This window comes from Pseudomonas sp. 86_A, assembly GCF_017491705.1.
Lineage (GTDB): Bacteria > Pseudomonadota > Gammaproteobacteria > Pseudomonadales > Pseudomonadaceae > Aquipseudomonas > Aquipseudomonas koreensis.
Map to the genome: position 1 here is coordinate 16178 of NZ_JAFGYS010000004.1, position 20177 is coordinate 36354.

General features: G+C 62.8%; 19 protein-coding genes, 1 tRNA gene and 1 pseudogene. 7 read left to right on the plus strand and 14 right to left on the minus strand.

What is annotated here, in order from left to right; all coding sequences use genetic code 11:
* The first annotated feature begins 20 nt into the window (after nt 1-20).
* From J5M57_RS07450 to J5M57_RS07465, 4 genes and pseudogenes are all read left to right on the plus strand, one after another.
* Nucleotides 21-406 (plus strand): annotated as a pseudogene (locus J5M57_RS07450) (DUF1801 domain-containing protein).
* A gap of 136 nt (nt 407-542) precedes the next feature.
* Nucleotides 543-617 (plus strand) — tRNA-Gln (locus J5M57_RS07455).
* A gap of 172 nt (nt 618-789) precedes the next feature.
* A complete protein-coding gene (locus J5M57_RS07460) occupies nt 790-1170 on the plus strand; it encodes a RidA family protein (RefSeq protein WP_003224376.1) in 381 nt (126 codons plus the stop codon).
* Nucleotides 1171-1326: 156 nt separating this feature from the next.
* Complete coding sequence (locus J5M57_RS07465; protein ID WP_207849544.1) at nt 1327-3315, plus strand: U32 family peptidase; 1989 nt, start codon at nt 1327-1329, stop codon at nt 3313-3315.
* A gap of 27 nt (nt 3316-3342) precedes the next feature.
* On the opposite strand, the gene J5M57_RS07470 is transcribed toward J5M57_RS07465, so the two are convergent.
* From J5M57_RS07470 to J5M57_RS07495, 6 genes are all read right to left on the minus strand, one after another.
* Nucleotides 3343-4305: a Dyp-type peroxidase gene (locus tag J5M57_RS07470; RefSeq protein WP_207849543.1), complete on the minus strand. Its 963-nt coding sequence runs from the start codon at nt 4303-4305 to the stop codon at nt 3343-3345.
* A gap of 68 nt (nt 4306-4373) precedes the next feature.
* On the minus strand, nt 4374-5639 hold the full coding sequence (locus tag J5M57_RS07475; protein ID WP_207849542.1) for an FAD-dependent oxidoreductase: 1266 nt from the start codon (nt 5637-5639) through the stop codon (nt 4374-4376).
* Between the two features lie 3 nt (nt 5640-5642).
* Entirely contained in the window at nt 5643-7220 is a 1578-nt protein-coding gene (locus J5M57_RS07480) for an aldehyde dehydrogenase (NADP(+)) (RefSeq protein WP_207849541.1), read from the minus strand.
* A gap of 59 nt (nt 7221-7279) precedes the next feature.
* The gene (locus J5M57_RS07485) at nt 7280-8227 is read right to left on the minus strand and encodes a dihydrodipicolinate synthase family protein (protein WP_207849540.1); all 948 of its coding nucleotides are present in this window, start codon (nt 8225-8227) and stop codon (nt 7280-7282) included.
* A 51-nt stretch (nt 8228-8278) separates the two neighbouring features.
* On the minus strand, nt 8279-9205 hold the full coding sequence (locus J5M57_RS07490; protein ID WP_207849539.1) for a 4-hydroxyproline epimerase: 927 nt from the start codon (nt 9203-9205) through the stop codon (nt 8279-8281).
* 22 nt (nt 9206-9227) lie between these two features.
* Nucleotides 9228-10856, minus strand: a complete 1629-nt coding sequence (locus tag J5M57_RS07495) for an APC family permease (RefSeq protein WP_207849538.1) — start codon at nt 10854-10856, stop codon at nt 9228-9230.
* Between the two features lie 200 nt (nt 10857-11056).
* On the opposite strand from J5M57_RS07495, the gene J5M57_RS07500 reads away from it, so the two are divergent.
* The gene (locus J5M57_RS07500) at nt 11057-11830 is read left to right on the plus strand and encodes an AraC family transcriptional regulator (protein ID WP_207849537.1); all 774 of its coding nucleotides are present in this window, start codon (nt 11057-11059) and stop codon (nt 11828-11830) included.
* Nucleotides 11831-11836: 6 nt separating this feature from the next.
* Here the strand turns inward: J5M57_RS07500 and phnE are convergent, their stop codons facing one another.
* The 7 genes from phnE to J5M57_RS07535 form a co-directional block, all read right to left on the minus strand.
* Nucleotides 11837-12604 carry a phosphonate ABC transporter, permease protein PhnE gene (gene phnE, locus J5M57_RS07505; RefSeq protein ID WP_169841891.1) on the minus strand — a complete coding sequence of 256 codons (768 nt, stop codon included), beginning with the start codon at nt 12602-12604 and terminating at the stop codon, nt 11837-11839.
* Nucleotides 12601-13428, minus strand: coding sequence for an ABC transporter permease subunit (locus tag J5M57_RS07510; protein WP_169841890.1), 828 nt, complete (start codon nt 13426-13428; stop codon nt 12601-12603). Before J5M57_RS07510 ends, phnE begins: the two co-directional genes overlap by 4 nt.
* The gene (locus J5M57_RS07515) at nt 13422-14222 is read right to left on the minus strand and encodes an ATP-binding cassette domain-containing protein (RefSeq protein ID WP_207849536.1); all 801 of its coding nucleotides are present in this window, start codon (nt 14220-14222) and stop codon (nt 13422-13424) included. Before J5M57_RS07515 ends, J5M57_RS07510 begins: the two co-directional genes overlap by 7 nt.
* Nucleotides 14219-15088 carry a putative selenate ABC transporter substrate-binding protein gene (locus J5M57_RS07520; RefSeq protein ID WP_207849535.1) on the minus strand — a complete coding sequence of 290 codons (870 nt, stop codon included), beginning with the start codon at nt 15086-15088 and terminating at the stop codon, nt 14219-14221. The genes J5M57_RS07515 and J5M57_RS07520 overlap by 4 nt, the downstream gene beginning before the upstream one ends.
* A gap of 190 nt (nt 15089-15278) precedes the next feature.
* The gene (locus J5M57_RS07525) at nt 15279-15869 is read right to left on the minus strand and encodes an HD domain-containing protein (protein ID WP_207849534.1); all 591 of its coding nucleotides are present in this window, start codon (nt 15867-15869) and stop codon (nt 15279-15281) included.
* Between the two features lie 76 nt (nt 15870-15945).
* Entirely contained in the window at nt 15946-16503 is a 558-nt protein-coding gene (locus J5M57_RS07530) for a helix-turn-helix transcriptional regulator (RefSeq protein ID WP_207849533.1), read from the minus strand.
* 74 nt (nt 16504-16577) lie between these two features.
* Nucleotides 16578-16976 carry a RidA family protein gene (locus tag J5M57_RS07535; protein WP_064587319.1) on the minus strand — a complete coding sequence of 133 codons (399 nt, stop codon included), beginning with the start codon at nt 16974-16976 and terminating at the stop codon, nt 16578-16580.
* A 122-nt stretch (nt 16977-17098) separates the two neighbouring features.
* Here J5M57_RS07535 and J5M57_RS07540 point away from each other — a divergent pair, with 122 nt between their 5' ends.
* Nucleotides 17099-18043: a LysR family transcriptional regulator gene (locus J5M57_RS07540; RefSeq protein ID WP_207849532.1), complete on the plus strand. Its 945-nt coding sequence runs from the start codon at nt 17099-17101 to the stop codon at nt 18041-18043.
* Between the two features lie 76 nt (nt 18044-18119).
* Nucleotides 18120-19280: a radical SAM protein gene (locus tag J5M57_RS07545; protein ID WP_207849531.1), complete on the plus strand. Its 1161-nt coding sequence runs from the start codon at nt 18120-18122 to the stop codon at nt 19278-19280.
* Here the strand turns inward: J5M57_RS07545 and J5M57_RS07550 are convergent.
* A complete protein-coding gene (locus J5M57_RS07550; RefSeq protein ID WP_207849530.1) occupies nt 19262-20149 on the minus strand; it encodes a LysR substrate-binding domain-containing protein in 888 nt (295 codons plus the stop codon). The genes J5M57_RS07545 and J5M57_RS07550 overlap by 19 nt on opposite strands.
* Between the last annotated feature and the right edge of the window lie 28 nt (nt 20150-20177).

Below are 20177 nucleotides of genomic sequence, written 5' to 3' on the forward strand. Positions count from 1 at the left end.
CGCCGAGGAGGACGCCCGCCATGAAACCCGAAAAACCACCCACCGACGCCTCGGCACTGATCGACGCACGAATCGCTGAACTGGCCGATTGGCGCGGTGTCATCCTCGGCGAGATTCGCAAGGTCATGCACCAGGCCGATCCCGAGGTGCTGGAGGAGTGGAAGTGGCGGGGCGTTCCGGTGTGGTCGGGCGGGGCGGCATCATTTGCACCGGGGAGACTTACAAGACGGCGGTGAAGATGACCTTCGCCAAGGGCGCGGCGCTGGCCGATCCTGCTGGGTTGTTCAACGCCAGCCTGGAGGGCAACACCCGGCGAGCGATTGATTTTCACGAGGGCGACCAGGTCGATGAGCAGGCCTTGAAAGCGCTGATTCGCGAGGCGATTGCGTTGAATTTGTCGAAGTGAGTCATGGCGTTTGCCCCAGCTCAGAAATAACTGGCTGTTTTAAAACATTTTTTTTGCACTTGGGGCTTCCCAGATCAGAAAAAGGTTGGTAAATTGCGGCCCATTCTCGCAGAGCTTGTTACAGAGCTTGAGATACAGGGGCGTCGCCAAGCGGTAAGGCAGCAGGTTTTGATCCTGCCATGCGTTGGTTCGAATCCAGCCGCCCCTGCCATATTCAGAAAAAACGCCAGTCCGAAAGGGCTGGCGTTTTTTTATGCGCGCGATTTGTGTCTGGCGGCGACGGTTGCCTCAGCGGCAGCCGGGGACTGTTGTAAACTCCCCCGCGAAAAGTCCCGGTGGGTTATTGGCCGGCGACCCTCACGCTCTCCAGACAAGAGACTTACATGGCTAATCAAGACCTCAGCTTCACCCCTGATCCGGATGCGGATTCGATTTCTTCCGACGTTGTCGGTTTCAACGGCATTCTGGTTTCGACCCAGATCCCGACCCGTGCCGACGGCAGCCTGGAGCTGGGCGACATCACCCTGCAAAGCGAATGCACCCTGCAGGCGCTGAAAGTGGCGCTGGAGCGGGCGGGCAGTTCGATGGATCGGGTCATGCACCTGACCATCTACCTCACCGACATGGCCGACCGCGCGGCGTTCAACGAAGTCTACAAGCGCTTCTTCGCCAAGCCATGGCCGGTGCGCGCTGCGGTGGGCGTGGCGTCGCTGGCGGTGGAAGGCATGCGCGTGGAAGTCACCGCAATGGCTGCCAAGGCCTGATCCTGCTTTAAAACCTGTGGGGGCAAACCAGCTCCCACAGGATTTGCGGTGTTCACGGGGCCGGAAGCAGTTGCCACTTGGCAGCACAGGCGTGCCGGCCGGGCGTTTCGCAGCTACAATGCGCGCCTTAACCGTGACAGCCTGACTAAAAAAACTATGTCCTTGCCCAAGCATCACCTGGAACTGCTCAGCCCCGCCCGTGACGTGGCCATCGCCCGTGAAGCCATCCTGCACGGCGCCGACGCCGTGTACATCGGTGGCCCGAGCTTCGGCGCGCGCCATAACGCCTGCAACGAGGTGAGCGAAATCGCCGAGCTGGTGGAGTTTGCCCGTCGTTATCACGCGCGCATTTTCACCACCATCAACACCATCCTGCACGACAACGAACTGGAGCCGGCGCGCAAGCTGATCCATCAGTTGTACGACGCCGGTGTAGACGCGTTGATCGTCCAGGACCTGGGCGTGATGGAACTGGACATCCCGCCGATCGAGCTGCATGCCAGTACCCAGACTGACATTCGCACTCTTGAGCGGGCGAAGTTTCTCGATCAGGCCGGTTTCTCGCAGCTGGTGCTGGCCCGTGAGCTGAACCTGCAAGAAATCCGCGCCATCGCCGATGAAACCGATGCCGCCATCGAGTTCTTCATCCACGGCGCGCTGTGCGTGGCGTTCTCCGGGCAGTGCAACATCTCCCACGCGCAGACCGGGCGCAGTGCCAACCGTGGCGACTGCTCCCAGGCCTGCCGCTTGCCGTACACCCTCAAAGACGAAAAGGGTGGGGTGATCGCCTACGAAAAACACCTGCTGTCGATGAAGGACAACAACCAGAGCGCCAACATCCGCGCGCTGGTCGAGGCCGGTGTGCGCTCGTTCAAGATCGAAGGTCGCTACAAGGACATGGGCTATGTGAAAAACATCACCGCCTATTACCGCCAGCGCCTCGACGACGTGCTCGAAGATCGCCCGGACCTGGCCCGCGCCTCCAGCGGCCGCACCGCGCATTTCTTCCTGCCGGACCCGGAAAAAACCTTCCACCGTGGCAGCACCGACTACTTCGTCACCGATCGCAAGATCGACATCGGCGCGTTCGACTCGCCGACCTTCACCGGCCTGCCGGTGGGCACCGTCGAGAAAGTCGGCAAGCGTGACCTGCAGGTGGTGACTCAGGAGCCGCTGTCCAACGGCGATGGCCTCAACGTGCTGGTCAAGCGTGAAGTCGTGGGTTTCCGCGCCAACATCGCCGAGCCGAAGGGCGAGTTCGAAGAGGACGGCGAGAAGCGCTATCGCTACCGCGTCGAGCCCAACGAGATGCCGGAAGGCCTGTACAAGCTGCGCCCGAACCATCCGCTGAACCGCAACCTCGACCACAACTGGCAGCAGGCGCTGCAGAAGACCTCCGCCGAGCGCCGCGTGGCCCTCAGCTGGGTCGCGCGCCTGCGTGAAGAACAGCTGGAAGTCACCGCCACCAGTGAAGAGGGCATCAGTGCCAGCGTGACCCTGAACGGTCCGTTCGGTGTGGCCAACAAGCCGGAGCAGGCGCTGGAGCAATTGCAGGATCTGCTCGGTCAGCTCGGCACCACCCAGTACCATGCCACCGACATCAAGCTCGATGCACCGCAGGCGTTCTTCATTCCGAACTCGCAGCTCAAGGCCTTGCGCCGTGAAGTGATCGAAGCGCTGACCGCCGCCCGTGTCGCGGCGCATCCGCGTGGCAGCCGCAAGGCCGAAACCACGCCGCCGCCGGTGTACCCGGAGTCGCACCTGTCGTTCCTCGCCAACGTCTACAACCAGAAGGCGCGCGACTTCTATCACCGTCACGGCGTGAAGCTGATCGATGCGGCGTATGAGGCTCACGAAGAGGCCGGTGAAGTGCCGGTGATGATCACCAAGCACTGCCTGCGGTTCTCGTTCAACCTGTGCCCGAAACAGGCCAAGGGCGTGACCGGCGTGCGCACCAAGGTTGCACCGATGCAGCTGATTCACGGTGACGAAGTGCTGACCCTGAAGTTCGACTGCAAGCCCTGCGAGATGCACATCATCGGCAAGATGAAGGGCCACATCCTCAACATGCCGCAACCGGGCAGCGTGGTCGGTCACATCAGCCCCGAAGACCTGCTGAAAACCATCCCGCGCGCGCCACACTGAGTGACGGGCGGGCGTGGCGCTACGGTGTCACGCCTGCTCCGGCTCTCGCTCCGAGAGTTCTTCGAGCAGGTCGGCTGACGGCACAAAGAACAATCCCCCGGTGACTGCGATGCTGAAGTCGAGCAAACGGTCGTAGTTGCCGACGGGTTTGCCGACAAACATGTTCTCCAGCATCTGCTCGATCGGTTCCGGCGAACGCGCGTAACCGATGAAATAGGTGCCGAACTCGCCAGCCCCCGGGCGGCCGAACGGCATGTTGTCGCGCAGAATCTTCTGCTCCTGGCCGTCCTTGGTGATGGTGGTCAGGGCGCTGTGGGAATTGCTCGGCTTCACTTCTTCACCGAGTTCGATGTCGGCCAGTTTGGTCCGGCCGATCACCTTCTCCTGAGCCTCTACGCTCAAGGTGTTCCAAGCGTCCATCTTGTGCAGGTACTTCTGCACCAGCACATAACTGCCGGATTCGAACGCCGGGTCTTCGTTGCCGATCAGGGTGAAATGGTCTGCCTTGCGGCCCACCGGGTTCTCGGTGCCATCGACAAAACCGATGATGCTGCGCATGTCGAAGTAGCGGAAACCCTGCACCTCATCCACTACCGTGATCGCGCCATTGAGTGCGCTGCACAACTGGGTTGCCAGTTCGAAACACAGGTCCATCTGATCGGCACGGATGTGCAGCAGGATGTCGCCCGGGGTCGCCACAGCACGGCGGCCTTCAACGCCGAATTCGCGGAATGGATGCAGCGAAGCCGGACGCGGGCTGCCGAACAGGGCGTCCCAGGCGCTGGCGCTGAACCCGCAGACACACGACAGATTACCGCTGGGCACGCGTTTGCCAACCGAACGGGTGAGGGCGGCGATGTCGCCGCACCAGCCGCGCACCTGACTGGCGGCGTCGCTCCCGGGCAGCAGCGTGGCGACGATGAAGATCGCGCTGCTGGTGATCGGGTTGCAGATCGCTTGCGGCTCGGGGGTATCCATTGATGAGGTCATAGTCGGTTCCATATGCGCGGGGCCAAGGTCGGCGCTCAGTATGAAACCAAAAACGTTTCATCGGTATCTCAGAAGCGACCCAGTCGATAGGCATCCATCGTCGGCACGCCGGAATGGGTCGAGGGAGACGCCAACTGAGCAATCATCTCGGCAGTCACCGCCGCCTGCGTCAGCCCCAAATGCTGATGCCCGAACGCGAGCAGTACCTTGCCGTCGCCGACCTTGTCGATGATCGGCAGCGAGTCCGGCAGCGACGGGCGAAAGCCCATCCACGGCGTCGCGTCTTCAGCGTTCAAATCGCGACGGAACAAGCCTTTGCTCAAACGGTGCAACTGCCAGGCGCGTTCCATGAACGGCGGACGCTCCAGACCGGCGAATTCGACGGTGCCGGCCAGGCGCAAGCCCCCGGCCATCGGCGTCATGATGAACTTGCGCTCCAGCGAGGTGACGGCGAACGGCAGTCGCCCGTGCTCGTGCGGCAGCATCAGGTGATAACCGCGTTCGGTGTCCAGCGGCACCTGTTTGCCGGTCAGTGCAGCGGTGAGTTTCGCCGAATGCGCGCCACAGGCGATCAGCACCTGACGCGCGTTGACACGGCCCTGCGGGGTGATCAGCGACACGCCTTGTGCTTGCAACTGGCCGCCCTGAACCTCTTGTTGCAGAAACTGCACGCCGGCCGCTTTGGCCGTGCTGACCAATTCACACACCACCCGATACGGATCGAGAAAGTGCCCGGTGCGCGGGAAGAACAAGCCACCCTGAATCTGCGTGCTGAGTTGCGGCGCGCGGTCTTGCACGGCGCTGGCCGACCAGGCATCCACCGGCACCTGCTGCTGACGCATGCGCGCCAGCAACGCTTCGATGGCTGGCCGCGATGCGGCGCGTTCGAACACCAGCAGCGAGCCGTCCTCCTTGAGCAGATCCGTTTGGCCGATGCTGTGTAGCAGGCGATTCCACGCGGCGAAACTGCTTTCGTTGAGCGCACGCAGGCCGGCGATCGTGCGCTGAAACGGTGCCGGGCGCAGGTTCAGCAGTAACCGAGTGAACCACGGCACGGCGCGTGGCAGATATTTCCAGTCGAGGCGCAGCGGCCCCATCGGGTCCATCAACATCGCCGGCAAGCGTTTGAGGATCGACGCCTCGGCAATCGGAAACACCTGCTCGGTCGCCAGATGCCCGGCGTTGCCGAACGAGGCGCCGTGGCCGGGCGGTTGCCGGTCGATGACCACCACCCGTCGGCCCTGACGCGCCAGTTGCAGGGCGCAGGCGACGCCGATGATGCCGGCGCCGATCACCGCGATGTCGGCGCTGTCCGCTGTGAGGTTATCGGGCATGGTTCAGGCTTCCCTATGACCGTCGAGCAAGCGCCGCAGATGCAGCGGATTGCTCTGTTGCAGCGCCGACGGCAGCAGGCGGTCGGGGAAGTCCTGATAGCACACCGGGCGCAGGAACCGCAGGATCGCGGCCGTACCGACCGAGGTGCTGCGCGAGTCCGAGGTGGCCGGAAACGGCCCGCCATGCACCATCGCATCACACACCTCGACCCCGGTCGGCCAGCCGTTGACCAGCAGGCGTCCGGCCTTGCGCTCCAGTGTCGGCAACAACGCCCGGGCGCGATCCAGATCGGCGTCATTCAGGTGCAGGGTGGCGGTCAGTTGGCCTTCGAGGTGTTCGCAGACCTGACGGATTTCATCGTCGTTGGCGCACTGTACGATTAACGACGCCGAGCCGAAGATTTCCCCTTGCAGACGGGCGTCGGCAAGGAAGTCCTGCGCGCGGGTGACGAACAACTGCGCCTGACACTGGTTCGGCCCGGCAGCGGCGAGACCACTGGCCACGCGCTGCGCTTGCGGATGTTCGGCCAATGCCGCGACGGCGGCTGCATAGGCGCGGAAGATCCCCGGTGTGAGCATGGTCTGCGCCGGGCTGCGCTGGACATGCTCGGCCGCAGACGCGATGAAACGCTCCAGTGCCGGCCCTTGGTGAGCAATGACCAGCCCGGGATTGGTACAGAACTGTCCGGCGCCCTGGGTCAGCGAGGCGACAAAACCCTGCGCCAACGCCTCACCGCGGGCGGCAAGCGCTGCGGGAAACAACAGCACTGGATTGATTGAACTCATTTCCGCATACACCGGAATCGGCTCGGGCCGCGCCTGCGCCGCTTGGCTCAGGGCCAGACCGCCACTGCGCGAACCGGTGAAGCCCACGGCCTTGATGCGCCAATCGCTGACCAGCGCAATGCCTACTTCGTTGCCGGAACCGAACAGCAGCGAGAACACGCCTCCAGGCAGAGCGGATTTTTTCACCGCACGGCTCAGCGCCTGGCCGACCAGTTCGCTGGTGCCGGGATGCGCGCTGTGCGCCTTGACGATCACCGGGCAGCCGGCGGCCAGTGCCGAAGCGGTGTCACCACCGGCGACGGAGAACGCCAGGGGAAAATTGCTGGCGCCGAACACCGCCACCGGCCCCAGTGCGATCTGCCGTTGCCGCAGATCAGAACGTGGCAGCGGCTGGCGCTGTGGTTTTGCATGATCGACGCGCACGTCCAGCCACTCGCCGGCGCGCACGGTGCGGGCGAAGGTGCGCAGTTGCCCGCAGGTGCGCCCGCGTTCGCCTTCAATACGTGCGCGCGGCAGGCCGCTCTCGGCCACCGCACGCTCAATCAATTCATCGCCGAGGGCTTCGATCTCATCGGCAATGTTGTCGAGAAGTTCTGCGCGAGCACTCAGGGACGTCTCGCGATAACCATCAAACGCTTGCCACGCCAGGGCGCAGGCCTGTTCGACCTGCTCGAGGTTGCCGCCGGCGTAGGCCGGTTCGAGCACGGCATCGGTGGCGGGATTGATCGCGCGGATCGCGTCGCGGCTGCCGGCGATGGCTTGGCCGCCGATCCACATGTGGCCTGTGAGAGTCATGGCGCTTCCTGATAATTCAAGTGAAGCCCCGGCGTGTGATGCCGGGGCAGGGACAGCGGTCAGGCGAGGTTCTGTTCGGCGGACCAGTTTTTGTACCACTGGCGGAACAGCGCGTACTGGGTCTCGGCGTAGCGGCGCTGGGCGTCACTCAGGGCGTCGGTTTCGTTGAAGTGCAAGGCGTATTCGCGGTCGCCGTTGAGCACCATCAAGTGCTTGTAATACAGCACCAGGTCGCAGCCTTCATCGAACGACGAGAGCACTGCCAGCGCCGCTTCCAGTTCGCGAGCCAGGCGCCGGGCCTTGGCGTCGCCCTTGGCCGCTTGCTTGCTCAGCGCCACCAGTTGCAGGACTTCGCGGGGCAGGGCGTTGCCGATGCCGGTGATTGCGCCCGTGGCGTTGCAGTTGACGAAACCGTGCACCACTTGGGTGTCGACGCCGACCATCAGGGTCACGGCGTCGTCCTGCGAGGTGATGTTTTCGGCGGCGTAGCGCAAGTCGGCGCCACCGCCGAACTCCTTGAAGCCGATCAGGTTCGGGTATTCGCGGCGCAGTTCGAAGAACAGCTCGGCGCGGGTGGCGAAGCCGTAGTAAGGGCTGTTGTAGATCACTGCCGGCAGGTTCGGCGCGGCTTGGAGAATGGCCGCGAAGTGCGCCCTCTGCGCGGTCGCCGAGGCGCCACGGGACAACACGCGGGGAATCACCATCAGGCCATGGGCGCCGACTTTCGCGGCGTGGGCCGCGTGGGCCACCGCTTCACGGCTGTTGACCGCACCGGTACCGACGATGGTCGGCACGCCAGCCGCCACCAGCCGCGCCACGCCTTCCTGACGTTCGGCTTCGGTCAGCAGCGGCCAGTCGCCCATCGAACCGCAGTAAACCACCGCGCTCATGCCGATATCGATCAGCTCGCGGCCCTTGGCGACCAGCGCGTCGAAGTCGGGTTTGCGCGCGGCGGTGCACGGGGTCATCAGGGCCGGAATGCAGCCAGTGAAGATGTTATCGCTCATGGTTGTAGCTCCTCGGGACATTCATTCAGATCGGTAAAAAAGCGGGGCAGGTCAGATGCCCCAGGCGAAAGGGTCTTGTTCGTCGATCAGCAGGGTGGCGTCGGCGGTCATGTAGGCGCGCCCGGTGATGAACGGGCGCACGCGCTCGCCTTCCCATTCGAAGTGGCCTTCGAACTGGCTGCCGGTGATGCTCGCCTGGGTCCAGACCTGGCCTTCGGCGAGTTTGCCGTCAGCGGCCAGGCAGGCCAGTTTGGCGCTGGTGCCGGTGCCGCACGGCGAGCGGTCGTAGGCCTTGCCCGGGCACATGACGAAGTTGCGGCTGTCGGCCTGGTCATCGTCGGCAAACAGTTCGACGTGATCGATCAGCGCGCCGTCCTCGCCGTGGATGCCCTGGGCTTCAAGGGCCTTGAGCATCGCCCAGGTGTAATCGGTCAGGGCTTCGACGTTGCTCATCTGCAGGTCCTGGCCGTGCTCGGAGACGAGGAAAAACCAGTTGCCGCCCCACGCGATGTCGCCGAACACACGACCGTAGCCGGGCACCTCCACCGGCACCTGTTTGCGGTAGCGGTAAGCGGGCACGTTGCGCAGGGTCACCGCGCCGTCCTCGTGCAACGTGGCGCTGACCGTGCCGACCGGGGTGTCGATCTTGTGCACCCCCGGCTGGATGCGGCCCAAATGCTGCAGCGAGTTGATCAGGCCGATGGTGCCGTGGCCGCACATGCCCAGGTAACCGGCGTTGTTGAAGAAGATCACCCCGCAGGTCGCATCCGGCGACACCGGCGCGCAGTACAGCGCGCCGACCAGCACGTCATTGCCACGCGGCTCGAGCAGGCAGGCGCGGCGCCATTGATCGTGCTGCGTGCGCAGGTTGTCGCGCTTCTCGGCCATGCTGCTGCCGTGTACCTCGGGGAAGCCTTGCATCACCAGCCGCGTAGGTTCGCCGCCGGTGTGGGAATCGATGATGTGTACGCGTTTCATGAAGTCGTCCCTTGCGTGAAAGTCAGGCGTGAGCCGGGCGTTGGCCGGTGGCGGTGCGGGCGGAGGACTCAGCGGCTTCGCTTTCGTCGTCCTCGGTTTCCAGACGAATCAGGTGTGCCGGTACGCCGGTGGCGGCGCCCCAGTAGTAGATGCTCAGCGCGCAGACTGCGACGATCACTGTGTCGAACGGATGGCTGAGTACGCCGATGCCGCCGAAGCTGCCGAGTTTGGAGAGGACGATGGTCACCGCGTAGAAGCCGATCAGCCACGCCGAAGAACGCACTTGCTGACCCAGGTTGAGGTGCGCGGTCGGCACCATGCGCCCACACAGCAGGTAGATGACAAACATCAGGATTTGCAGGCCGAGCAACCACGACACGGTGCCCCAGCCCGACCAGTAGACGATCAGCGCCGCAATGATGAACGACAGCGGCCCGAGCACACTCATGCCCTTGACCCGGAACGGACGCGGCATCTTTGGCGCGTTGCGGCGCAGGGCGGCCACCGTCACCGGGGCCACGGCGTAGCTCAAGACCAGTGCAGCGGAGACCACGTTGATCAGCGCTTCCCATGACGGGAACGGCAGGGTCCAGAACACCGAGAGGCCGAAGGTCAGCCACAGCGCAGGACGGGGGATGCCGGACTTCTCGTCGATGCGGGTGAAGACCTTGAAGAACGTCCCGGTCTGCGCCCAGCCGTAGATCACCCGTGGGGTGGCGTTCATGTAGATGTTGCCGCAGCCGCTGGGCGAGATCACTGCGTCCGCCACCACCAGATAGGCCAGCCAGCCGACGCCCAGTGCCAGGGCGATGTCGCGATACGGCAGGGCCAGTTCCTTGGCGACGCCGGCCCAGCCATTGGCGAGCATTTCGGTCGGGATGCCGCCGAGGAACGCGGTTTGCAGCAGCACGTAGATAGCGGTGGAGAGCAGCACCGAAAGGATCAGCGCAATCGGAATCGTGCGTTGCGGATTCTTCACTTCGCTGGCCACCGAAATGATCGGCGTCAGGCCCAGATACGCGAAGATCACGCCGCCGGCCGACACCGCCATTTCGATCCCGGACAGGCCGAACGGGGCAAAGCCATGCACCTCGAAGTTGGCCGGTTTGAAGAAGGTGAACAGCACGCCGATCACCAGCAGCGGCACGATGAACTTGAACACGCTGACCAGATTGTTGGCCATGGCGAAGGTTTTCACGCTGCGGTAGTTGAGCAGGAAAAACAGGCACAACAGCCCGAATTGCACGCACCAGCCGAGCATGGTCGGGTCACTGGAACCGGCCTTGGTCAGTTCGGGAAACCACGCTGCCGCATATTGCCGTGAGGCGACCACTTCGATCGCCACCAGACTGGAAAACGCGATCAGCGTGATGAAGCCCATCAGGTAGCCGAGCAGCGGTCCATGGGAGTAAACCGGGTAGCGCACCACACCGCCGGCGCGGGGCAGCGCGGCGCCCAATTCGCAGTAGACGATGCCCAGCAGCAACACGGCGAAGCCGCCGAGCAGCCAGGAAAAGATCCCCGCCGGACCGGCGATGGCGGAGACGTGACTGGCGGCGAACAACCAGCCCGAACCGAAGATCGCCCCCAGTCCGATGAACGTGAGGTCTGTCAGTGAAAGTTGTTTCTTGAACTTGCCTTGGCCTGTCATAGCGTCGCCTTCTTGTTGGTTGTTGGAGGGGCGTGCAGTGGCGCTACAGTGAACTCATCAAGCGCGGCGCGATTGATGTTTTTTGCCGGCCGCGATGACGAATTCAGCACAATGGCCCACGCCAAAGCCCCGGCTCGACAGGCTGTCGGCCTTGGGGCAATCTGCGTGCAAGTGATAAAGCCGAGTGGGGAGTGAGAGGCATGCCGCAGCACGCGTTTGCGATCCTGAGCCAACAGAGCGAGGCGAGCCGGCCGCAGACCCTCGACGATCTGCTGGCGGGCATGGCGCTGTTGCTGCCGATGCTGGACGTGATTCCCAATGCGGCGATCTTCATCAAGGATGTGCAGGCGCGCTACGTCATGGCCAACCGCACGCTGGTGCAGCGCTGTGGTTTGAAAGACCTGCGACCGTTGCTCGGCAAGACCAGCGCCGAAGTGTTTCCGGCGCAATTGGGCCCGGGCTATACCGAGCAAGATCGGCGCGTGCTGGAAGAGGGTTGGGTGCTGGAGGATCAGTTGGAGTTGCATCTGTACGGCAGTCGCGAACCCGGCTGGTGCCTGACCCACAAGCGTCCGTTGTACGACCGCAATAATCGGATCATCGGCCTGGCAGGGATTTCCGTCGACCTGCAAACCGCCAGTGAAACCCATCCGGCGTATCAGCGTCTGGCGGCGGTGGACGAATACATCCGGGCAAACTTCAATCGCCGCGTCAGCCTCAGTGAACTGACACGCATCGCCGGGATTTCAGTGGCGCAACTGGAGCGTTACTGCAAACGGGTGTTCCACCTGACGCCGCGCCAGATGATCCAGAAAGTGCGCCTGGAGCATGCGCATCGGCTGTTGCATGGCGACTTGCCGATCACCGAGGTGGCGCTGCAGTGCGGCTATACCGACCACAGCGCGTTCACCCGGCAGTTCAAGGCGTCGACCGGGTTTACCCCGCGCCAGTATCGGTTGGCGACGGGGCCGTGAGGGTCGTCAGGCCTTGACCCAGCGCTGGCGGCTCCACGCACTCAACGAGTCCACGCCCAACACCAGAATCAGCATCGCCAGAATCACCGTGCTCGCCTGCGCTTCCTGAAACAGGCTCAGGCTGACATACAGCATTTGCCCTAGACCACCTGCACCGACGAAGCCCAGCACGCTGGCCATGCGGATGTTGTTTTCCCAGCGGTACAGGCAATACGCGAGCAACTGCGGGGCGAGGTTGGGCAGGGTGCCGTAGCAGAACGCCAGGACCGGATTGCCGCCCTGCAAGCGGATCGCTTCGGCAGGCTCGGGCGGGGTGTTCTCCAGTGCTTCGGCGAACAATCGACCGAGTACGCCGGTGGTGTGCAGGGCCAGCGCCAGGGTTCCGGCATTGGGGCCTAAGCCTGCGGCGAGCACCATCAGTGCTGCCCACACCAGTTCCGGAATCGCCCGCAGACCGTTGAGCAACAGCCGCGAGGCGCTTTGCAGCGGCCAACCGAAACGCCCGGCGGCCGGCAATGCCAGCACGATGCCGAACACCGCCGCGAGCAGGGTGCCGAGGGCCGACATGGCGAGGGTTTCCAGCGAGCCCTTGAGGATCGCCTGCAAGTGCGTGGCGCTCAGGTCCGGGCTGAGAAAACGTTGCGCGTAGGCGCCCATCTGCTTGAGGCTGGTGGCGCTACCCAGTTCACCGAGGTCGAGTTCGAGGTAACCGAACGAAGCGATGACGGCAACGCCAATGCCGACGATCAGCACCAGATTGATCAGGCGATTCATGTCAGCCTCCAGCGCAGCAGGCGGCTGAGTTGGTCGGCGCCGAGCACCAGAATCAGGAAGGTCAGCAACATGCTCGCCACTTCACCGCTGGCGAACATGCGCAGCGACAGGTCGATCTGTTGCCCGAGGCCACCGGCCCCAACGAATCCCATCACCACCGAGGCACGAATCGCGCACTCCCAGCGATAGACCGTGTACGACAGCAATTCTGCCGCGACATTCGGCACAATCCCGTAGGCGAACCCCGCGAGCCGTCCGCTCCCGGCCTGCATCAAGGCATGCGCCGGACGCTGGTCGGTGGACTCGAAAATCTCCGCGTAGACCTTGCCGAGCATGCCGCTGTAGGTGATGGCGATCGCCAGCACCCCCGCCGCCGGGCCGAGCCCTACGGCGCGCACGAACAGCAGTGCCCAGACGATTTCCGGCACGCTGCGCAGGAAGATCAGCAGCCCGCGCACCGGCCAGCGCAGCAAGCGCCCGAACCGACTCGGAATGCCGCCGCGCGACGCGGCCGACAGCGACAGCGCGCGACTGGCGATCAGGCTGGCCGGCACCGCCAGCAGCAAAGCCAGCGCCATGCCGGCGGTGGCGATGGCCAGGGTTTGCAGGGTGGCTTTGAACAGCAGTTGGAGAAAGTCGGCGTCGTGGGCCGGGGGCCAGAAACCGGAAATGAAGCGGCCCATTTCGGTCTGGCTGTCGGTGTGCAGTAGCACCCCCAGGTCCAGTTCGCTGAGCTGGATGCCCGGCCACAACAAGGCGATTGCCAGCAGGCTCAGCAGCAATCGCGGCCCGCTGGCCGGGTCTCGTGAATCGACCTTCAGCATCGCGGAATCTGCACAATCAGTGGCGCACTCGGCGTGTTCGGGCTTTGCAGTTGTTCGTTGGCGTACAGCGTGTCGAGCATGTCGCGGCTGACCTGTTCGGCAGGGCTGTCGAACAGAATCTGGCCGTCACGCAAACCGATGATGCGCGGAAAGTGCGCCAGTGCCAGTTCCACCGCGTGCAGGCTCGCCACCAGCGTGACCTGATGCGCCCGGGCATGCTGTGAGAGGATCGACAGGGTATGGCTGGCCAGGACCGGGTCCATCGCGGAGACGGGTTCGTCTGCCAGCAGAATCTCCGGCGTCTGATACAGCACCCGGGCAATGCCCACGCGCTGCAGTTGACCGCCGGATAACTGCTGACAGTGAGCGAACAGCTTGTCGCTCAGATCCAGCCGTGCCAGCGCGGCACGGGCGCCGGGAATGTCCAGTGGGTGCAGCAGATTCAACAGGCTCTTGCCCAGGCTCCATTGCCCGAGCTTGCCGGCCAGCACTGCGGTTACCACGCGTTGGCGCGGCGGCAGCGGCGGTGCCTGGTGAACCAGACCGATGCGCGCGCGCAGGCGTTGGCGCTGGTGGGTGGAGAGGTGCCAGGGACGTTCGCCCAACACCTCGATGTCGCCGCTGCTGGGGCGTAACGCCGTGGCCAGCAGGTTCAACAGACTCGACTTGCCGGCCCCGGACGGACCGATGATCGCTACCTGTTCACCGGCGCCAATCTGCAGGTCGACGCCGCGTAGCGCGTCGACCTGCAGATTGGCGTGGTGCAGGCGGCCTTGTTTGAGGCTCAGGGTCATTTCAACAGATCGGCGGCGCGAGCAGCTTCCTCGATGCCTTTGTAGTTCTCGGGCTTGGTGTCGATGAAGCGGCTGGCCGCCTGCAGATCAAGAATCTTCTTCTGCTCCGGATTGGCCGGGTCGAGGTCGAGGAAGGCTTTTTTGATCTTCGCCGCCAGTGTCGGGTCGAGGGTGCCGCGCACGGTCCAGTTGTAATCGAAGTAGGCCGGGGTGGTGGCGAACACATGAACCTCGTTGGTATCGACCTTGCCGGCGTCCACCAGTTTCTGCCAGACGCTGGCGTTCAGAACACCGGCATCGACCTTGCCGGCCTGGACCCAGGCGACGGTGGCGTCATGCGCGCCAGAGTAGGCGACGCGACTGAAATAGGCTTCAGGCTTGATGTTGTCGTTCTTCAACATGAAGTAGCGCGGCATCAGGCTGCCGGAGGTGGACGACACCGAGCCGAAGGCAAAGGTCTTGTCCTTGAGGTCGGCGAGGCTTTTCACGTTCGGGTCGGCGGTGATGAACTTGCTGGTGAACTGCGCATCCTGCTCGCGCTGTACCAAAGGGATCACCGGGGTCTTACCTTCGCCCTGAGTCTTCAGCTGTGCCTGAACAAAGGTGAAACCGCCCAACCAGGCCATGTCGAGGCGATCGGTCGCCAGTGCTTCGACCACGGCCGGGTAGTCGGCCACCGGCACGAACTGCACTTTCATGCCCAACTGCTGCTCCAGATAAGCCCCCAGTGGCTCGAACTTGCGCAGCAATTCGGTCGGTGCCTCATCGGGAATCGCGCTGACCCGCAGCACATCGGCGGCGTGCGTCACCAGAGCGGAAAAGGACAGGGCCAGGCCAGCGGTCAGTGCGAGGGTGCGTTTGAGCATGGAAATCTCCGTTTCATGAGCGTCGCATTCTAAGCGCCACGGGGCGAGGTGTCGCGACCGGGCGCTCAATCAGGGTAGACGAAACGGCGAGGTTATACGTAGGCAGGCGGTTAAACGCCAGCGCGGGTGTCGGGTGATGTTTTGCTCGACGTTTCACACCACGGGATGGGGCGCTGATGAAACAGGTTATTCAGGATCGCTCGTGGCCGCTTTGAGCGTCGCCGATGCGCTGTCGCGTGTCTTGATCGATCAGTGCCCGCAGGGTGGCGAAGACCGGGTCGGCGCTGGTGTACTGCTTGCCGTAGCCGAGATTGAAAGCGTAATCGAAATCCGCCGGGTTCAAACCTTGATTGTGTTGCAACAAGGTTTCCAGCTTATCCAGCGCCTTGACCGCTTTGGCCTCGGCCGACTGTGCGTTTTCATAATCGTCCCACAGCGCCAGAATCTCGCTGCGCAGCGTCTCGTCGAGCGAACGGGTCAGTAACAGAAGGTCGTTACGTTCCTGCTCGCCCTTGTCGGGGAAAGCGGCTTGATTGACCGCGGGAATGTCGCCATTGATGGCTTCGCCCAGATCGTGAACCACGCACATCTTCAGGACTTTCAGCACGTCGAGGCCCGTCAGTTGATCGGCGAAGACCATCGCCATCAGGCACAGGCGCCAACTGTGTTCGGCAGTGCTTTCGGTGCGGCCGCTGGAGGTGTGGGCGCTGCGCAGGACGTCTTTGAGTTTTTCCGCTCCGCGCAGGAATTCGAGGCGTCGCTTGATCGTGTCGATATCCATGGTTCTGTCCGGCATGTTGAGCCAAAAGGCCAGACTAGAAGCGCAGGCGTGGATCGTCCACGCATAAAATATGCGCTCAGAGCGTTTCGACCAGGCGTGTAGCGGTGCCATCGGACAGTGCGATGCGTGTCCAGCGGCACAGGCTTTGACGGATTGGTACGATCTCGGAATCGTTGCGGCCGGTGACGAACTCCACCGCTGCGGGCGCTTGAATCTCGTGCCAGCCGCTGCTCGCCAGGGCCGACTCCCTGAGCTGTATTTCAGCGGTTGCATAGCGCCAGAGCGACTGCCCCAACAGCTCGCTGAGCGGACGGCTGAACTCGGCGGCGCGGGCCGGAGAGCACGCCAGCAAGCGATGGGAAACGTCACAGATCAGGTGCATCGGGCGCTGACTTTCATTGACCAGCCGCGCCAGGGCCTGATCGGCCGCGCTGTTCAGGCGTGCGCCGAGCAGCCGCTCCAGCTGTTGCTGCGCGGCGGGCTCCATGGCCTGAACGCCGTTTTCCCAGCGGGAGATGGTCGATTGGGTGACATTGAACAACTGCGCCGCGTGTGTCTGTTTGACGCGATGCAGCAGGCGCCAGCGACGCAGGGCGATGCCGGGCAGGACGGGTTTCAATATCGGATCGGACATCACGGTTGTCGATAAAGATTGATGGGCCGGACAGTCTGAAGACTGCCGGCCCGGGGTGCAAATTCGCCGGACGATCAGCTGCTTTCCGGCAGTCTGGCGATCACTTTGATCTCGAAGCGAAAGCCGGCCAGCCAGGTCACGCCCACTGCCGTAATCGTCGGATAGGGTGCGCTGCCCCAGAACTCCGGGACCACTTCCCAGATGGTTTCAAACGTCGACTGCGGATCGACCATGAACACCGTCACGTCCACCGCATCATCGAAGCTGCACCCGGCAGCATGCAGGATCGCATTCAGATTGTTGAAAGCCAGACGCACCTGGTTTTGCAGGTCCGGTTCCGGCGAGCCGTCTTCAAGGCTGCCGACTTGTCCGGAGACGAACAGAAAACCGTTGGAACGAATCGCCGGCGAGTAGCGATGGCGCTCGTAAAGCGCATGGCGGGCGGGTGGGAAAACGGCGTCGCGCTGGGTCATGGGTGTCTCCATCATTGTTTGGTTGTTGACGATGGAGTGACTGTAGGGGGTTGCGCAGCGCCGATAAACGCGCAACCTTGGCGTTCACTGTTTGTAAATTCCAAACAATCGGAGGGCGAAAAGTGGACCGTTTCGATGCAATGCAGGCGTTCGCCCGGGTGGTCGAGGCGGGCAGCTTCACCAAAGCCGCCGAGACCCTGCACATGAGCAAGACCACCGTGACCCAGCTCGTCCAGCAACTGGAAGCACGGCTGCGGGTCAAGTTGCTCAATCGCACCACGCGCAAGGTCAACGTCACCGCCGATGGCGCAATATTCTACGAGCGGGTAATCAGTTTGCTGGCGGATCTGGACGACGCCGAAACCGCTTTGTCCGGCGCCTCTGCATTGCCCAGGGGACGCTTGCGGGTGGATGTGCCGAGCCCGCTGGCCCGCCTGATTCTGATTCCGGCGTTGCCGGACTTCCACCGGCGCTATCCGGACATCCAGATCGACATGGGCGTCAGTGACCGCATCGTCGACATCATCGATGAGAACGTCGATTGCGTGGTGCGCGGCGGCGAGTTGCTGGATCAGTCGCTGATGGCCCGGCGGGTGGCCGATCTGCAGCTCGGGGTATTCGCCGCGCCGAGTTATCTGGCCCGCGCCGGAACACCGACGCATCCTCTGCACCTTGAGGATTCGGATCATCGCGTGGTGGCGTTTCTCTGGGCCCGCACCGGCCGGCCGGTGCCGTATGCCTTGCACAATGCCAGTGAGCGCCTGTTGATCAAGGGACAGCACGTTCTGGCGGTCGATGATGGTAACGCCTATCTGGCGGCGGGCCTTGCCGGCATGGGCGTGCTCTGGCTGCCCCGGTACATGTCGGCTGAACACGAGGCGCGGGGCGCGTTGGTGCCATTGTTCGAGGGCTGGGGTCTTGATCCTATGCCGTTGTACATCGCGTACGCGCCGAACCGGCATATCAGCCAAAAGCTAAGGGTCTTTATCAATTGGATCGTGGAGTTGATGGCGGGCCACGCCAATGGCCCGGAACTTGCTGAGACGCGCTCCGAGACTGTCAAATAAATAACGAATAACGGCAATCACAACGTCGGCAGTTCTGGATGCAGCGCTATTCGCCCAAGGAGCGTCACCCCCCGTCATGAATATGTATATCGATATTGTCGGCGCGTGCAATTTAAGCTGCCCTTCGTGCCCGATGGGCAACTCGGAAAACGTCAACTTCAAGAAAGCCATGCAAGTTGACATGTTCCGCAAGATCGTCGACAAGGCCCGGAACGAAGGGGTCGAGACGATCTTTCTGTATAACTGGACCGAGCCATTGATCCACCCGCGAATCGGTGAGTTTGTCGAGATCATCAATGCGGCCGGTTTGCAGAGCGGTATCAGCTCCAACTTGAACCTGGCCAAGAACATGGAAACCGCCATGCTGGCCAATCCTTGGTTCTTCCGTATCTCGTTGTCCGGGTTTTACCAGGAGACTTACCAGCAGGGGCACGTGGGCGGCGACATTGAAGTGGTCAAAGCCAATATGATCAAACTGCATGAGCTCAAGCAGCAACATGGTTTGAATACGCGGATCGAGGTTTACTACCACCGTTATCTGGACAACATGGAAGAAGAAGGGCTGATGCGCGAGTTCAGCCAAAGTCTGGGTTTCGAGTTCTCCACCGGGTATTCAGTAATGATGCCGCTGGAGAAAACGCTGGCGCTGATCGAGCGCGACCCTTCGGTGACGGATACCGATCATGAAACCCTGAAAAGACTGGCGCTGCCGCCTTTCGACGATCTGGTCAATCTGGTCCGCCAGTATCCGAGGCAGGCGTGCTCGCTCAAGGATGACTGGCTGGTGCTCGACTGCAACGGCAATACCATTTTGTGCTGTTCCATTTTCAATCAGACCGAATACCAGGTCGGCAAGTATCTGGACATGCCTCTGGCGCAACTGACCGGCCTCAAGTCCACCCAGAAAAATTGCGTCGACATGTGCAATCGCTGCGCAAAAAACGGCTTGCACATCTACTCGACCCAATCCAATCGTGGGCCGCTGGAGAGTCATGCCGTCAACCGCATTATCGACTTCCAGCGCCGTACGATCATGGGGGTGCCGGTCGAAAGCGAAAAGCTTGGGCGAACCGGCGAAGTCAGTGCGGAGAACTTCGACGAAGCGCAATACCTGCAAATGAACCAGGACGTCAAAAGCGCGATTTCCACGGGGGCGTTCACCAGTGGTTATCAGCATTACGTGCTGTTCGGGCGTCTGGAAGGCCGGCTCGGTGCGGGTTATCTCACCGTCGTCTGACCGTGCGGATCGGGCCCTGCCAGTTGGGTTGAAAGCCATTCACTGAAACATCGCGCCATCGGGTCGTTCTCGCTGTCGCGATGGGTCAGCAGCGCCCAGTTCGGGCCGCGAATGGTTTGCTCCACCAGCGGCTGCAACAGCCCGCTGTCCTGCGCCTGGCGGCTGAGTAACTGGCTGACCAGCGCAATGCCAAGCCCTGCACACGCAGCGTCCAGCAGCAGGCCCGGGTCGGAAAAATTCAGGCCCTGATCCTGCTGGCCGACATCGATTCCGGCTTCCACCGCCCAATGACTCCAGTCCATTTCCCGTTCGCCGTGCAACGTGGTGCGCTGCGCGACGGGCTGCGCCAACACGCTCGGGTGGCAGGCCGGGTAGAGGCGGTCGGCATGCAGCACTTTGAAGTTGCATTCGGCTTGCGAGCTGATGTCGTCGCGCACGGCGAGGTCAATCGTCTGGCTGACCATGTCCGGCACTTCATCGGTGCTGAAAATCCACAGATCGACCTGCGGATGCTGTTGCCGGAAATCCGCCAGACGCGGCAGTAGCCAGTGCCGGGCAAACGCCGGCGTGGTGTTGAGCACCAGTTGATTGGGCTTCTGATATTGCCCGAGGCGCCGGATGCCGACCGCCAGTTGCTGCAGCATCGCCTGCGTGGTGCTGAGCAGGTCGTGGCCGGCATCGGTCAGCGCCACGCTGCGTCCGCTGCGAAAGAACAGCGGCTGTTCGAGGTACGCCTCGAGGCTGCGGATCTGCTGGCTGATCGCCGATTGCGTGAGGTGCAACTCATCGGCGGCCTTGTGAAAACTGCCCAGGCGAGCAGCCGCTTCGAAGCCGCGCAGGGAGCTGAGCGGCGGCCAGTGTTTGAGCATATCGATAAGTTCCTCTAATCAGTTCTGC